This is a genomic window from Pseudomonas sp. efr-133-TYG-5 (genome assembly GCF_030209175.1).
Lineage (GTDB): Bacteria > Pseudomonadota > Gammaproteobacteria > Pseudomonadales > Pseudomonadaceae > Aquipseudomonas.
Genome location: NZ_JARVSM010000002.1, coordinates 194166 through 208256 on the forward strand (window position 1 = coordinate 194166; position 14091 = coordinate 208256).

Consider the following 14091-nt stretch of genomic DNA (forward strand, 5'->3'; position numbering starts at 1 on the left):
CTGGACCTGTGCATGCCCCTTTGTCTTTCCCGTCGTTGGCCGGTGCGCCAATTGATCGCTGCCTCCAGCTTCGTCCTGCTTGTCGCCTGCGCGGAAAAACCTACCGCCGCCGACGCGCAACCGCTTCAGACCCTCCCCGTAGCAACGGCCCCAGCGATCATTCCGCCGGTAGTGCCTGCCGGAGATAACCTCGATCTTCAGCCCACCCAGACCTTCGCCGAATGGCAGGCCGGTTTCCGCAAGGACGCCCTGGCGGCCGGGATTCGTCCCGACCTGTTCGATCGTGCCTTCGCCAACGTCAGCTTCGACGCCAGCGTGATCCGCGCCGACCGCAGCCAGCCGGAATTTTCCCGCCCGGTCTGGGAATACCTCGATGGCGCCCTGTCGCCGCTGCGGGTACGCAAGGGCCAGGCGCTGCTCAACCAGTACGCCGACATTCTGCAAAGCATCGAACAGCGCTATGGCGTCGATCGCCAGGCGCTGGTGTCGGTGTGGGGCATGGAGAGCAATTTCGGCCAGTTCCAGGGCACCAAGTCGGTGATCAATTCGCTGGCGACCCTGGCCTACGAAGGGCGTCGCCCGGGCTTTGCCCATGCGCAACTGATCGCCGCCCTGCAGATCCTGCAACAGGGCGACATCACCCCGGAAAAAATGCTCGGCTCCTGGGCCGGCGCCATGGGTCAGACCCAGTTCATTCCGACCACCTACAACACCCACGCCGTGGACTTCGACGGTGATGGCCGCCGCGACATCTGGGGCAGTCCCGCCGATGCCCTGGCCTCGACTGCGCACTACCTGCAAAGCTCCGGCTGGCAGCATGGCCAGCCGTGGGGTTTCGAAGTGCAACTGCCGGGTTCGTTCAACTACAGCCTGGCCGATGGCACGATTCGCAAGAGCGTGGCCGAGTGGCGACAACTGGGCGTGAGCCTGCCGAACGGCGCTCAGGTCCCGGCAGGTTCGGAACAGCTGTCCGCCGCCCTGCTGCTGCCGGCCGGCTACCGCGGCCCGGCGTTCCTGATCCTCGACAACTTCCGGGCGATTCTCAAGTACAACAACTCGTCGTCCTATGCGCTGGCCGTGGGCCTGCTGTCCGAGCGCTTCAATGGCGCCGGGCTGATCAACGGCAGCTGGCCGAAGGACGATCTGCCGCTGAGCCGCACCGAACGCATCGAACTGCAAAACCTGCTGAGTGCGCGCAACTACGACGCCGGCGCAGCAGATGGGATTATCGGCGCGAATACCCGCAAGGCGATTCGCAGCGCCCAGCAGTCGTTCGGCTGGCCGGCGGATGGCTATCCGACGCACAAGTTGCTTGAGAGCCTGCGTGCTCAATAGAAGATAGCCGTATGGCTGATGCCGCCTTCGCGAGCAAGCTCGCTCCCACATTTGATTTGTGTCTTACACAGAACCAGTGTGGGAGCGGGCTCGCTCGCGAAGACTGACTCACAGGCAACCAAACGTTAGGCTTTGATCACCACATCCTGCTCCAGCATCAATTCCTTCTTCCCTGCATCCAGGCGCACCAGCGCCCCCATTGGCAAGGTCAGGTTCGGATCGCAGTGCCCGCTGCGCCAGCCGGACAACACCGGAATCCGTAAAGGCTCGAAGGTCTGCTTGAGCAAGCGGTTCAATGCCGCGACCTCCACCCCCGCCACGTCACCGACCAGCACGCCACGCAACCTGGCCAGCTTGCCGGCCAGGCGCATCTGCGTCAGCAACCGGTCGATGCGGTACAGCGGCTCGTTGATGTCCTCAATCAGCAGAATCACCCCTTCGACATCGATCTCATAAGGCGTGCCCAGCGTGGCGGCGATCATCGCCAGATTACCGCCGAGCAAGCGGCCGTGAGCAATGCCGGGTTCGATCGTGGTCAGCGGATACGCGGCTGGATGGCTGAGCACACTCCCCGCCTTCAATTGCCCACGGAGCATGGCGAAGAACGAAGTGACCGTCGGCGGCTCCTTGTCGCCCAACAGGTCGGCGTTGAGCAACGGCCCGTGAAAGGTCACGAATCCGGCATAACGGCTGATGGCCAGGTGCAACGCGGTGATATCGCTGTAGCCAACGAATGGCTTGGCGTGGCGGCTCAACAGGTCGTAATCGATCCGGTCCAACAGTCGCGGCGTACCGTAGCCACCGCGCAGACAAATGATCGCGTCGACCTCGGGATCAGTGAACGCCGCGTGCAGATCGCGCAAACGCACATCGTCACTGCCGGCCAGATAGCCGTCCTTTTCGTAGACGCCGGGAAACACCTTCAGCGCATGGCCGCGGGCGCGCATCCATTGCACCGTCTTGTCGGTGTCCAGAGCACCGGGACCGGCAGGCGCAATGACAGCGATCAGCCCCTCCGACTTCAGCGCCGGTACAGGTCTATGCGCAAACAGCGTGTGGCTCGGTTGAACGGTCATCCATGGGGCTCCCAGTGTGAAGTCATGCGCACACAGTAGTCAGGATAGGTAACAAACAAAAGAGGCACCGAGCGGCAAAACCTGTGGCGAGCGGACTGGCCCGCGCCACAGGCAAAAAAAACCCGCAGGGCATTGAGCCTTGCGGGCTTTTTTTCAGCGCCGGATCAGGAACCCAGCAGCTCGGCCTTGACCAGTTTCGCCTGTTCGTCGGCGTGGTACGACGAACGCACCAGCGGCCCGGAAGCGACGTTCTTGAAGCCCATCTTGTAGCCTTCCTCGGCGAACCAGGCGAAGGTGTCCGGGTGCACGAAACGCTGCACCGGCAAGTGGCTGCGCGACGGTTGCAGATACTGGCCCAGGGTCAGCATGTCGATGTCGTGCTCGCGCATGCGCTTCATGACTTCGATGACTTCGTCGTCGGTCTCGCCCAGGCCGAGCATCAGGCCGGACTTGGTCGGAATGTGCGGCATCATCTGCTTGAAGCGTTGCAGCAGGGTCAGCGACCACTGGTAATCCGAACCCGGACGCGCGGCCTTGTACAGGCGCGGCACGGTTTCCAGGTTGTGGTTGAACACATCCGGCGGCTCGGCGGCGGTGATTTCCAGGGCGATGTCCATGCGGCCACGGTAGTCCGGGACCAGGGTCTCCAGCTGCACGTTCGGCGACAGCTTGCGGATCTCGCGGATGCAGTCGGCGAAGTGCTGGGCACCGCCGTCACGCAGGTCGTCGCGGTCAACCGAGGTGATCACCACGTACTTGAGCTTGAGGTCGGCAATGGCGATGGCCAGGCTCTGCGGCTCGTTGACGTCCAGTGGCTTCGGCCGGCCGTGGCCGACGTCGCAGAACGGGCAGCGACGGGTGCAGATGTCACCCATGATCATGAAGGTCGCGGTGCCGCCGGAGAAGCACTCGCCCAGGTTCGGGCAGGACGCTTCTTCGCAGACGCTGTGCAGCTTGTGCTTGCGCAGCAAGGTCTTGATCCGCTCGACTTCCGGCGAAACCGGGATGCGCACGCGGATCCAGTCGGGTTTCTTCGGCAGCTCGGTGGTCGGAATGATCTTCACCGGGATGCGTGCAACCTTCTCGGCGCCGCGCAGCTTGACGCCGGCTTCAACCTTGGGACGCGGGGCCGGGCGCTCGGTCACGTCGAGCGTCGGGATCATGGTTTGCACTGCATCAGTAGTCATATCAGTCGATTCCGCCCGTCAGGGTCGTCTGCTCAGCATAGTCGAGGTGTTTGACGAGCTGCGCGCGCAGCCGGGCACTTACCTCGGCAAATTCAATCGATCCTGCGTGATCACTCAGCTGGGTCATGGCCAGCCCGGCATAGCCGCAGGGATTAATCCGTCGAAACGGTTCCAGGTTCATATCCACGTTCAGGGCCAGGCCATGAAAGGAACAACCGTGGCGAATCCGCAAACCCAGAGAAGCGATTTTCGCCCCGTCGACGTAAACGCCGGGAGCGTCCGGCTTGGCTGCGGCGGTGACGCCGTAGCTGGCCAGCAGTTCGATCAGGCACTGCTCCATGCGGCTGACCAGGTCGCGTACACCGAAACCCAGCCGACGCACGTCCAGCAGCAGGTAGGCCACCAGCTGGCCGGGACCGTGGTAGGTCACCTGCCCGCCGCGATCGACCTGCACCACCGGAATATCCCCCGGCAGCAACAGGTGCTCGGCCTTGCCGGCCTGGCCCTGGGTGAACACCGGCGGGTGCTCGACCAGCCAGATCTCGTCGGCGGCCGTCGTGCCGCGCTCGTTGGTGAAGCGTTGCATGGCGTGCCAGACCGGCTCGTAGGCCATCTGGCCGAGCTCGCGAAAGCCCAGCGTGCCCGGCATCACAGCACCATGTGCACGAAACCGGTAGCCCGCAGTTCGCTGTTGATGTTGTACAGCTGATCCTGGTCGGTCGCGACGATGTGCAACTGGATGGTGGTGTACTTGCCGTTGCTGCTTTGACGCTCGTCGACACGCTCATCATTGATGGTCGCGTGTTTCTTGACGATGTCGATGATCTTGTCCTTGTTGCCTACACCCGTATCGCTGATCACCTTAACCGGGTAATCAACCTGGGGAAATTCGATCTTTGGCGCCTTTACTTCGGTATCGGTCATGGCGTAACGGCCTCGTAAGCCGTGGTAACGCGCACGGCCCCGCTCCGGTGGGGAGCGGGGCCATGCAGGTCAACACTCAATCAGTTGAACAAGCCGTAGAAGAATAGACGGATGCTATCCCACATGCGGCGGAAGATACCACCCTCCTCGACAGCGTCCAGGGCGATCAGGTCGGCGCTGTGCACCACCTTGTCGTCCAGTTTCACTTCGACTTTACCGATCACGTCGCCCTTGGCGATTGGCGCGGTCAGTTGCGGGTTCATGGTCATGCTGGCAGCGAGCTTCTTCAGCTGGCCTTTCGGCAGGGTCATGGTCAGGTCTTCGGCCAGGCCGGCCTTGACCTGGCTGGTGGTGCCTTTCCACACCGGCGCCTGGGCCAGTTCGGTGCCCTTCTGATAGAAGGTCTGGGTTTCGAAGAAGCGGAAACCGTAGGTCAGCAGCTTCTGCGTTTCAGCGGCACGGGCCACTTCGCTGTTGGTGCCGAACACCACGGCGATCAGGCGCTGGCCATCACGTACGGCCGAGGACACCATGCAGTAGCCGGCCTCGTCGGTGTGACCGGTTTTCAGACCGTCGACGGTCTTGTCGCGCCACAGCAGCAGGTTGCGGTTAGGCTGCTTGATGCCGTTCCAGAAGAACTCTTTCTGCGAGTAGATCGCGTAGTGAGCCGGGTCTTCGTGGATGATCGCACGGGCCAGGATCGCCATGTCGTGAGCCGACGAGTAGTGCTCCGGGTTCGGCAGACCGGTCGGGTTCATGAAGTGGGTATTGGTCATGCCCAGGTCGGTGACGGTCTTGTTCATCAGGTCGGCGAACGCGTCTTCGCTGCCGGCGATGTGCTCGGACAGCGCCACGCTGGCGTCGTTGCCCGACTGGATGATGATGCCGTGCAGCAGGTCGCTGACGGTAACCTGCGAGCCGACCTTGATGAACATCCGCGAACCGCCGGTACGCCAGGCGTTTTCGCTGACGGTCACCGGATCGTTCTCGCCGATCTGGCCACGACGGATTTCCAGCGTCGCAATGTACGCGGTCATCAGTTTGGTCAGGCTGGCCGGTGGCAGGCGCTGGTCACCGTTGTTCTCCACCAGCACGTTGCCGCTGCTGGCGTCCATGAGTACGTAGGCCTTGGCGGCCAGTTGTGGTGGCGACGGCATCATCTCGGCCGCGAAAGCGGCTGGCGAGAGGAGCAGCGGGACTAGCAGGCACAGGCGTTTGGCAAAGGTGGTGATGTTCATCCGTCTCTCGAAATCGCTAATGGAAACTTGCCCGAGGGCAAAACTATTCAGACAGCCTTCTGACGGGCCATCGCGTGTTCAGTTGCTCACCCCAGTCACCCTGTGCCGGGCTTTTGTTCTTCGATGAGCCAGCAACCTGATTCACCCCCCAATCGCTGGTGAACCGTCAATCAAGTCCTACGTGTTGCTTATTCCGTGACCACGCTTGGCGAACCAAGGTTGGCCAGGCGCACGCTGTTCTGCACCTGCTGGATCTCACCCGGCGAACCGATCGGCCCCAGGCGCACCCGATGCAGGGTCTGCTGGTTGCGCACGATCGAGCTGATGAACACCGGAGCGCTCACCATCCCGCTCAGCTTGGACCTCAGCAGTTCTGCAGCGTCCGGGTTGGCGAACGCGCCCACCTGCAGATACTGGCCAGACGCTGGTGCAGAAGCGTTTTTTTTTGCATCGAGCTGCACCGGCACGACGGCCGCGGCGTGTTGCTGCGGCGGCGGGGTCCATTGCTCGACGGTACCGGCCGAGGCCGTGATTACCGGAGCGTTATTCTGCGCGACTTGCGGCTCGTTGAGCATCAGCGGCGCCGGACGGCCCTTGGCGGCCCACCACTGCTGCGGATCGATGCCCTCGACCTTGACCCGCGCGGTGCCGATTTCGGCATAACCGAGTTTTTTCGCCGCCGCGTACGACAGGTCGATGATCCGGTCGGAATAGAACGGCCCGCGGTCGTTGACCCGCAGGATCACGCTCTTGTTGTTGTCCAGGTTGGTCACCCGAACGTAACTTGGCAGCGGTAGTGTCTTGTGCGCGGCACTCATGCCGTACAGGTCATAGACCTCGCCGTTGGCGGTGTTCTGCCCGTGGAACTTGGTGCCGTACCACGACGCCGTGCCGGAAGCGACGTAAGTCTTGGATTCCTGCAACGGGAAGTAGGTCTTGCCCAGCACGGTGTACGGGTTGGCCTTGTACGGGCCGGTGTGCAGGGTCGGCGTGGCATCGGGAATGCGCGACACATCGACGTCCCACCACGGCGCGCCATCCTTGTGGGCGCGGTTGATGTCCAGGCCCGGTTGCGCGCGAACGGCGGTGGAGGTTGACTTCTGGGCCGGCGAACGGCTGGTCGAGCAACTGGCGACCAGCACTGCCAACGCAGCAAATGCCACCAGCTTCAGGGGTTTATTGATAGGCAATGCCCGCATTACTTGACGCCCCGTGCTTGTACCAGCTGTTCAGATAGCTGATGTACGGCCATGGCGTACATCACGCTGCGGTTATAACGCGTGATCGCGTAGAAATTCTTCAGGCCCATCCAGTATTCCGGGCCGTTGTCGCCTTCCAGGCGAAATGCAGTAACCGGCATATCATCGCGCAGCGCATCATGACTTGACCAGCCCAGCGCTCGCAACTCCCCGACGGTTTTCGTCGGCTCGATGCCGGTGGTCAGGCCTTCGTCGACCTGCTCGCCGCGGACATCGGCGCGGCTGACCACCGGTTCGCCGGCGACCCAGCCGTGCCGCTTGAAATAACTGGCGACGCTGCCGATGGCATCATCCGGGTTGTTCCAGATATTGATGTGGCCATCGCCGTCGAAATCCACCGCATAGGCGCGAAAGCTGCTCGGCATGAACTGCGGCAAGCCCATCGCCCCGGCGTACGAGCCCTTGAGGGTCAACGGGTCGACCTGTTCTTCACGGGCCAGCAGCAGGAACTCACGCAATTCCTTGCGGAAAAATTCGGCACGGGGAGGATAGTCGAAACCGAGGGTCGATAAAGCATCGATTACCCGGAAATTGCCGGTATTACGTCCGAAAAAGGTCTCCACGCCGATGATCGAGACGATCACCTGCGCCGGCACACCGTATTCCTGCTCCGCGCGGGCCAGCGTGGCCTCGTGCTGGCGCCAGAAGTCGACACCACGGGCGATGCGCGCGTCGGTGATGAACATCGGCCGGTACTCTTTCCACTGCTTGACCCGCTCGGCGGGCTTGGAAATGGCGTCGAGGATCGACTGCTTGCGCTCGGCCTCGCGGAACACACCCATCAGTTGCTCACCGGCGAAACCGTAGTCGCGGGTCATTTCACCGACGAACTCGGCGACCTGCGGCGAGCCTTCGTAATCGCCGGCCAGCGCTTCCTGCGCGCTGCCAAGGATGCCTACCAGGCCGACCCATGGCGCGTATCGAGTCGCCCAGCCACGCATTACTTGCATTGAACTCTTCACCTTATTCAAACCTGTGCGATCCACTTGCGATGGGTATGGATCGACATCAAAACCCCAAACGCTGACAGCAGCGTCACCAGCGAAGTTCCTCCGTAGCTAATGAACGGCAACGGCACCCCCACCACCGGCAACAGGCCACTGACCATACCGATGTTGACGAAAACATAAACAAAAAACGTCATGGTCAGCGCGCCGGCGAGCAACTTGCCGAACAGCGTCTGCGCCTGGGCGGTGATCACCAGGCCGCGGCCGATCAGCAACAGGTAGATCAGCAGCAGCGCGCAGATGCCCACCAGGCCGAACTCTTCGCCCAGCACCGCGATGATGAAGTCGGTGTGGCTTTCCGGGAGGAAGTCCAGGTGCGACTGGGTGCCCAGCAGCCAGCCCTTGCCGAACACACCACCGGAACCGATCGCGGCTTTCGACTGGATGATGTTCCAGCCCGTGCCCAGCGGATCGCTCTCCGGATCGAGGAACGTCAGGATCCGCTGCTTCTGGTAGTCGTGCATGATGAAGAACCACATGGCGACCGCGACCGGGACGGCGGCGGCCAGCACGCTGAGGATCCAGCGCCAGCGCAGCCCGCCCATGAACAGCACGAACGCGCCGCCGGCAAGGATCAGCAGCGAGGTGCCGAGGTCCGGCTGGCGCACGATCAGCACGAACGGCACGCCGATCAGCATCAGGCTGATGCCGACGTGCTTGAGTTGCGGCGGCAATGTGCGTTTGGACAGGTACCAGGCGATGGTCGCCGGCATCAGGATCTTCATGAACTCCGACGGCTGGAAGCGCACCACGCCGGGAATGTTGATCCAGCGTGTGGCGCCCATGGCGTTGTGGCCCATGATGTCGACCACCATCAGCAGCACCACCCCGACCACATAACCGAGCGGCACCCAGCGGGCCATGAACCGTGGCTCGAACTGAGCGATGACGATCATCGACACCAGGCCGATGCCGAACGAAGTCGCCTGCTTGGCCAGCAGGTCCCAGCTCTTGCCGCTGGCCGAATACAGCACGAACAGGCTGCCGGCGGCGAGAATCAGCAGCAGGATCAACAGCGGGCCATCGATATGCAGGCGTTGCAGCAGCGTCGCCCGGCGACGCATCACATCCTCGCTGGAGAGCATGCGATCAAAATTATTCTTCACGGGCCGTAGCCTCCGCACTGATTGGGCTGGCGTATTCGGCCTTCAGGCGTCCGTCCTGATCCAGAAGCCAGGCGTCCATGACCTGGCGTACCACTGGCGCGGCGACGCCGGAACCGGACTCACCGTTCTCGACCATCACCGACACGACGATTTTCGGGTTGTCCGCCGGGGCGAAACCGACGAACAAGGCGTGGTCGCGATGGCGCTCCTGAACCTTGGAGCGATCGTATTTCTCGCCCTGCTTGATCGCGACGACCTGGGCCGTACCGGACTTGCCGGCGATCCGGTACTGCGCGCCGATCGAGGCTTTGCGCGCGGTACCGCGGGCGCCGTGCATCACTTGCTGCATGCCGTGGTTGACCTTGTTCCAGTCCGACGGATCGCGCAGGACGATGTCCGGCATCGGGTTCTCATCCTTCGGTTTCTCGCCCTCGATGGTCTTGGCCAGGTGCGGCCGGTTCCACACGCCCTTGTTGGCCACCAGCGCGGTGGCCTGGGCCAGTTGCAGCGGGGTCGATTGCATGTAGCCCTGGCCGATCCCGAGGATCAGGGTTTCGCCGGGGAACCAGGCCTGGCGCCGCGTCGCGCGTTTCCACTCGCGGGACGGCATCAGGCCGGGGGATTCTTCGAACATGTCCAGCGAGACCTTCTGGCCGATACCGAACTTGTTCATGTAGGCCGACAGCCGATCGATGCCGAGCTTGTGCGCCAGGTCATAGAAGTAGGTGTCGTTGGAACGCATGATCGCCGTGTCGAGGTCGACGAAGCCGTCCCCGGTGCGGTTCCAGTTGCGGTACTTGTGGTCGTAGTTGGGCAGCATGTAGTAGCCGGGGTCGAACACCCGGCTCGACGCTGTCACCACGCCTGCGTCCAGACCGGCAATCGCCACCGCCGGCTTGATCGTCGAACCCGGCGGATACAGACCGCGCAGCACCCGGTTGAACAGCGGCCGGTCGATCGAATCGCGCAGTTCGGCGTAGGCCTTGAAGCTGATGCCGGTGACGAACAGGTTCGGATCGAAGCTCGGCTGGCTGACCATGGCCAGCACTTCGCCGGTGTTCGGGTCCAGCGCCACCACCGCGCCACGGCGCCCGCCCAGCGCGGCTTCGGCGGCTTCTTGCAACTTGATGTCGAGGCTCAGGACGATGTCCTTGCCCGGCACCGGGTCGGTCCGCTTGAGCACCCGCAGCACGCGCCCACGGGCGTTGGTCTCGACTTCTTCGTAACCGACCTGACCGTGCAGCTCGGCCTCGTAGAAGCGCTCGATACCGGTCTTGCCGATGTGGTGGGTGCCGCTGTAGTTCACCGGATCGAGGGTCTTGAGCTCTTTCTCGTTGATCCGCCCCATGTAACCCACCGAGTGCGCGAAATGCGCGCCCTGCGGATAGTGACGAACCAGCTGCGCGACCACTTCCACACCCGGCAGGCGGAACTGGTTCACCGCGATCCGGGCAATCTGCTCCTCGGTCAGCTCGAACAGGATCGGTACCGGCTCGAACGGCCGCCGTCCCTGGCGCATGCGCTTCTCGAAAATCACCCGGTCTTCCGGCGTCAGCTCCAGCACCTCGACGATCACGTCGAGCACCTGCTGCCAGTCGCCGGAGCGCTCGCGGGTCATGCTCAGGCTGAAGCTCGGGCGGTTGTCCGCCACCACCACGCCGTTGCGGTCGAAAATCAGGCCACGGGTCGGCGGAATCGGCTGCACATGGACGCGGTTGTTTTCCGACAGCGTCGAGTGGTACTCGTACTGGATCACCTGCAGGTAATACAGCCGCGCAATCAGCACGCAGATCAGTGCCACCACCGCAATTGCGCCGAACACGACGCGACCACGCACCAGACGGGCGTCTTTTTCGTGGTCCTTGATGCGGATCGGCTGGGACATGAGGGCAGGATTACTTGTGGTAAGGGTGGCCGGACAGCACGGTCCAGGCACGGTACAGCTGCTCGCCGATGAGGATTCGCACCAGCGGGTGCGGCAACGTCAGCGGCGACAACGACCAGCGCTGATCGGCGCGGGCACAGACTTCCGGCGCCAGCCCTTCCGGGCCACCGACCATGAAATTGACCGTGCGCGAATCCAGGCGCCAGCGGTCGAGTTCGACCGCCAGCTGCTCGGTGCTCCAGGGCTTGCCATGGACCTCAAGGGTGACGATCCGCTCGTTCGGCCCGACCTTGGCCAGCATGGCTTCGCCTTCCTGACGGATGAAGCGGGCCACGTCGGCATTCTTGCCACGGGTATTGAGCGGAATTTCCACCAGTTCCAGCGCCAGCTCGGAAGGAAGACGCTTGGCATATTCATGCCAGCCTTCTTCCACCCACTTGGGCATGCGTGAACCGACGGCGATCAGTCGCAGTCGCACAGCAATCCCTTACAGCTGGTCTTTGTTGAGCTTGGTGAAATGCTCGTGGGTGTTTTCCGGGCTGTGGTGCTTGGCGTCTGCCGCACGGCTCTGCTCGGCACCGGCCCACAGGCGCTCCAGGTCGTAGAACTGGCGAGCCGAGGCGGTCATCATGTGCACGATCACCAGGTCGAGGTCGAGCAGCACCCAGTCGCTGTCGCCCTTGCCTTCTTCGCCCAGCGGCTTGGCGCCCTGCTTTTTGACTTCCTCGCGAACCTTTTCCAGCATCGCGTTGATCTGGCGATTGGAAGTACCGGTCGCGATGATCATGTAGTCGGTGATGCTCTGCTTGTCGCGGACATCGATGATCTGGATGTCTTGCGCCTTGACGTCTTCAAGGGCTGCCACGGCAACCTTGACCAGCTCGTCACCCTTGAGCGGCTCGTTGGTGTTGACCGCTTCTGGCAGCGGAGCACTCTTGAATGTGCCCTTGCGCTTTACTTTAGCTACGTCTTTGTCAGTCATATAAAACTCGTTTTGCTCATGTATTCGGCGCCTCGTCACACGTTGATCGTGTTACTTGAGCACGCCTTGTTCAGTTCGACGCACGGTACAGACCGTGCGCATCGATGTAGGCCAGGACCGCGTCGGGAACCAGGAAACGTACCGACTTACCGCTGGCCAGCAGTTGACGGATCTGGGTGGCGGAAACCGCAAGCGGTGTCTGCCAGACGAATGCAATCTGTCCGCTCGGCCCCTTCAGGGCCAGCGGGTCGCTCACCGAACGCGCTGCCAGCAGGTTGCGCAAGGCATCCGGCGGTTCGCTGTCGGCGTCCGGGCGCTGAAGCACCAGGATATGGCAATGCTGGAGCAACTCTTCCCAGCGATGCCAAGTGGGCAGGCCGCAAAAAGCGTCCCAGCCCAAAAGCAGAAAAACCTGGGTATCCGCGGCCATTTCGGCGCGCATCGACTCCAGGGTATCAATGGTCCAGGACGGTTTGTCCCGCTGCAACTCGCGGGCGTCCACCACCAGTGGCGGCACGCCGGCCACCGCACACTCGACCATCGCCAACCGGTCCTGCGCCGACACCTGCGGGGTATCGCGGTGCGGTGGACGGGCGCTGGGCATCATGCGCAGCTCATCCAGGGCCAGCGCTTCGGCCACCTCCAGCGCGCCGCGCAAATGGCCAATGTGCACCGGGTCGAACGTCCCGCCGAGGACGCCAATGCGCCGGGGGCCGGGTTCGCTGCCGGGGGCCGGCGCTGTCAGGTCGAGATCGGACAAGTCAGACCGTCGCCTGGCCGCGCAACTGGCCATCACCGACCACGACGTACTTCTCGCAGGTCAGGCCTTCGAGGCCCACCGGGCCACGGGCGTGCAGCTTATCAGTAGAAATGCCGATCTCGGCACCCAATCCGTATTCGAAGCCGTCGGCAAAGCAGGTCGGCGTGTTGATCATCACCGACGCCGAGTCGACCTGCGCCACGAACTGCCGGGTGTCGGCAAGGTTTTCGCTGACGATCGAATCGGTGTGGTGCGAACCGTACCGGTTGATGTGCTCGATGGCCTGGTCCAGCCCGTCGACCACACGGATCGACAGGATCGGCGCCAGGTATTCGGTGCGCCAGTCTTCTTCGCTGGCCGGCAGCGCCTCGATGATCGCCCGGGTGCGCTCGCAGCCACGCAGCTCGACGCCTTTTTCGCGGAACTGGGCAGCCATCGACGGCAGGAAATCCCTGGCAACAGTTTGATCGACCAACAGCGTTTCCATTGCCCCGCAGATGCCATAGCGATAGGTCTTGGCATTGAAGGCAATGCGCTGGGCTTTCGCCAGCTCGGCATGCGCGCTGACGTAGACGTGGCAGATGCCGTCCAGGTGCTTGATCACCGGCACCCGGGCGTCACGGCTGATGCGTTCGATCAGGCCACGGCCACCGCGTGGCACGATCACATCGACGTATTCCGGCAGGGTGATCAGCGCCCCGACGGCGGCGCGATCGGTGGTTTCCACCACTTGCACCACGGCGGCCGGCAGCTCGGCTTCGGCCAGGCCGCGCTGGATGCACGCGGCAATCGCGCGATTGGAATGGATCGCCTCGGAACCACCGCGCAGGATCGTCGCGTTGCCCGACTTCAGGCACAGGCTGGCGGCGTCGATGGTCACGTTCGGCCGCGATTCGTAAATGATGCCGATCACGCCCAACGGCACGCGCATCTTGCCGACCTGGATGCCCGACGGGCGGAAGCTCATGTCCCGCATGGCGCCGACCGGATCCGGCAGCGCCGCGACCTGACGCAGACCGACGATCATGCCGTCGATGCGCGCCGGGGTCAGTTCCAGACGTTCCAGCAGCGCTGGCTCGAGGCCATTGGCGCGCCCGGCGGCCAGATCCTGTTCGTTGGCTGCCGCAAGCTCCGCGCGAGCCGCATCCAAAGCATTGGCAGCAGCCAGCAGGGCGCGGTTTTTCTGCGCGGTGCTGGCACGGCCGATGACCCGGGAGGCTTCGCGGGCGGCGCGACCCAATCGGGTCATGTAGTCAAGAACGGACTCAGTCATGGTCTGCTGGGGTCTTGGCAAAGAGGAAAGCGGCAGATTATAGCTGTCGCGTCCCGGGA

Annotated in this window: 14 protein-coding genes; 1 reads left to right on the top strand and 13 read right to left on the bottom strand. The window is 63.1% G+C overall.

All coding sequences use genetic code 11. The annotated features are described in order from the left end of the window. Positions 1–12: 12 nt before the first annotated feature. Positions 13–1335 carry a lytic murein transglycosylase gene (locus QRN70_RS13105; protein WP_285418378.1) on the top strand — a complete coding sequence of 441 codons (1323 nt, stop codon included), beginning with the start codon at positions 13–15 and terminating at the stop codon, positions 1333–1335. Positions 1336–1460: 125 nt separating this feature from the next. Here the strand turns inward: QRN70_RS13105 and QRN70_RS13110 are convergent, their stop codons facing one another. From QRN70_RS13110 to QRN70_RS13170, 13 genes are all read right to left on the bottom strand, one after another. Beyond that, on the bottom strand, positions 1461–2411 hold the full coding sequence (locus QRN70_RS13110) for a S66 peptidase family protein (protein ID WP_285418380.1): 951 nt from the start codon (positions 2409–2411) through the stop codon (positions 1461–1463). Positions 2412–2575: 164 nt separating this feature from the next. Further along, positions 2576–3574, bottom strand: a complete 999-nt coding sequence (gene lipA / locus QRN70_RS13115) for a lipoyl synthase (protein ID WP_285418562.1) — start codon at positions 3572–3574, stop codon at positions 2576–2578. A 25-nt stretch (positions 3575–3599) separates the two neighbouring features. After that, a complete protein-coding gene (gene lipB, locus QRN70_RS13120; protein WP_285418382.1) occupies positions 3600–4247 on the bottom strand; it encodes a lipoyl(octanoyl) transferase LipB in 648 nt (215 codons plus the stop codon). Next, entirely contained in the window at positions 4247–4522 is a 276-nt protein-coding gene (locus QRN70_RS13125) for a DUF493 domain-containing protein (RefSeq protein WP_285418384.1), read from the bottom strand. The genes lipB and QRN70_RS13125 overlap by 1 nt, the downstream gene beginning before the upstream one ends. An 80-nt stretch (positions 4523–4602) precedes the next feature. Further along, positions 4603–5760: a D-alanyl-D-alanine carboxypeptidase family protein gene (locus QRN70_RS13130; RefSeq protein ID WP_285418386.1), complete on the bottom strand. Its 1158-nt coding sequence runs from the start codon at positions 5758–5760 to the stop codon at positions 4603–4605. 188 nt (positions 5761–5948) lie between these two features. Then, a complete protein-coding gene (locus QRN70_RS13135) occupies positions 5949–6959 on the bottom strand; it encodes a septal ring lytic transglycosylase RlpA family protein (RefSeq protein WP_285418388.1) in 1011 nt (336 codons plus the stop codon). After that, positions 6959–7969: a lytic murein transglycosylase B gene (mltB, locus tag QRN70_RS13140; protein ID WP_285418390.1), complete on the bottom strand. Its 1011-nt coding sequence runs from the start codon at positions 7967–7969 to the stop codon at positions 6959–6961. The genes QRN70_RS13135 and mltB overlap by 1 nt, the downstream gene beginning before the upstream one ends. Before the next feature lie 17 nt (positions 7970–7986). Further along, entirely contained in the window at positions 7987–9090 is a 1104-nt protein-coding gene (rodA, locus tag QRN70_RS13145; protein ID WP_285418563.1) for a rod shape-determining protein RodA, read from the bottom strand. A 31-nt stretch (positions 9091–9121) separates the two neighbouring features. Beyond that, on the bottom strand, positions 9122–11017 hold the full coding sequence (gene mrdA, locus QRN70_RS13150; RefSeq protein ID WP_285418392.1) for a penicillin-binding protein 2: 1896 nt from the start codon (positions 11015–11017) through the stop codon (positions 9122–9124). A 10-nt stretch (positions 11018–11027) separates the two neighbouring features. Then, positions 11028–11495, bottom strand: a complete 468-nt coding sequence (rlmH, locus tag QRN70_RS13155) for a 23S rRNA (pseudouridine(1915)-N(3))-methyltransferase RlmH (RefSeq protein ID WP_003185785.1) — start codon at positions 11493–11495, stop codon at positions 11028–11030. Positions 11496–11504: 9 nt separating this feature from the next. Further along, entirely contained in the window at positions 11505–11999 is a 495-nt protein-coding gene (gene rsfS, locus QRN70_RS13160) for a ribosome silencing factor (RefSeq protein ID WP_285418394.1), read from the bottom strand. Between the two features lie 70 nt (positions 12000–12069). After that, complete coding sequence (gene nadD / locus QRN70_RS13165) at positions 12070–12792, bottom strand: nicotinate-nucleotide adenylyltransferase (RefSeq protein WP_285418396.1); 723 nt, start codon at positions 12790–12792, stop codon at positions 12070–12072. Then, positions 12761–14032, bottom strand: a complete 1272-nt coding sequence (locus QRN70_RS13170; protein WP_285418398.1) for a glutamate-5-semialdehyde dehydrogenase — start codon at positions 14030–14032, stop codon at positions 12761–12763. The genes nadD and QRN70_RS13170 overlap by 32 nt, the downstream gene beginning before the upstream one ends. Positions 14033–14091 lie beyond the last annotated feature (59 nt).

What these genes read in the sequence shown, in the direction of transcription:
- mltB (WP_285418390.1), bottom strand. Translation starts at nt 7,969, where the DNA reads ATGCAAGTAATGCGTGGCTGGGCGACTCGATACGCGCCATGGGTCGGC.
- QRN70_RS13135 (WP_285418388.1), bottom strand. Translation starts at nt 6,959, where the DNA reads ATGCGGGCATTGCCTATCAATAAACCCCTGAAGCTGGTGGCATTTGCT.
- rsfS (WP_285418394.1), bottom strand. Translation starts at nt 11,999, where the DNA reads ATGACTGACAAAGACGTAGCTAAAGTAAAGCGCAAGGGCACATTCAAG.
- QRN70_RS13105 (WP_285418378.1), top strand. Translation starts at nt 13, where the DNA reads ATGCCCCTTTGTCTTTCCCGTCGTTGGCCGGTGCGCCAATTGATCGCT.
- QRN70_RS13110 (WP_285418380.1), bottom strand. Translation starts at nt 2,411, where the DNA reads ATGACCGTTCAACCGAGCCACACGCTGTTTGCGCATAGACCTGTACCG.
- QRN70_RS13125 (WP_285418384.1), bottom strand. Translation starts at nt 4,522, where the DNA reads ATGACCGATACCGAAGTAAAGGCGCCAAAGATCGAATTTCCCCAGGTT.
- nadD (WP_285418396.1), bottom strand. Translation starts at nt 12,792, where the DNA reads ATGGCCAGTTGCGCGGCCAGGCGACGGTCTGACTTGTCCGATCTCGAC.
- QRN70_RS13130 (WP_285418386.1), bottom strand. Translation starts at nt 5,760, where the DNA reads ATGAACATCACCACCTTTGCCAAACGCCTGTGCCTGCTAGTCCCGCTG.
- mrdA (WP_285418392.1), bottom strand. Translation starts at nt 11,017, where the DNA reads ATGTCCCAGCCGATCCGCATCAAGGACCACGAAAAAGACGCCCGTCTG.
- lipA (WP_285418562.1), bottom strand. Translation starts at nt 3,574, where the DNA reads ATGATCCCGACGCTCGACGTGACCGAGCGCCCGGCCCCGCGTCCCAAG.
- QRN70_RS13170 (WP_285418398.1), bottom strand. Translation starts at nt 14,032, where the DNA reads ATGACTGAGTCCGTTCTTGACTACATGACCCGATTGGGTCGCGCCGCC.
- rodA (WP_285418563.1), bottom strand. Translation starts at nt 9,090, where the DNA reads ATGCGTCGCCGGGCGACGCTGCTGCAACGCCTGCATATCGATGGCCCG.
- lipB (WP_285418382.1), bottom strand. Translation starts at nt 4,247, where the DNA reads ATGCCGGGCACGCTGGGCTTTCGCGAGCTCGGCCAGATGGCCTACGAG.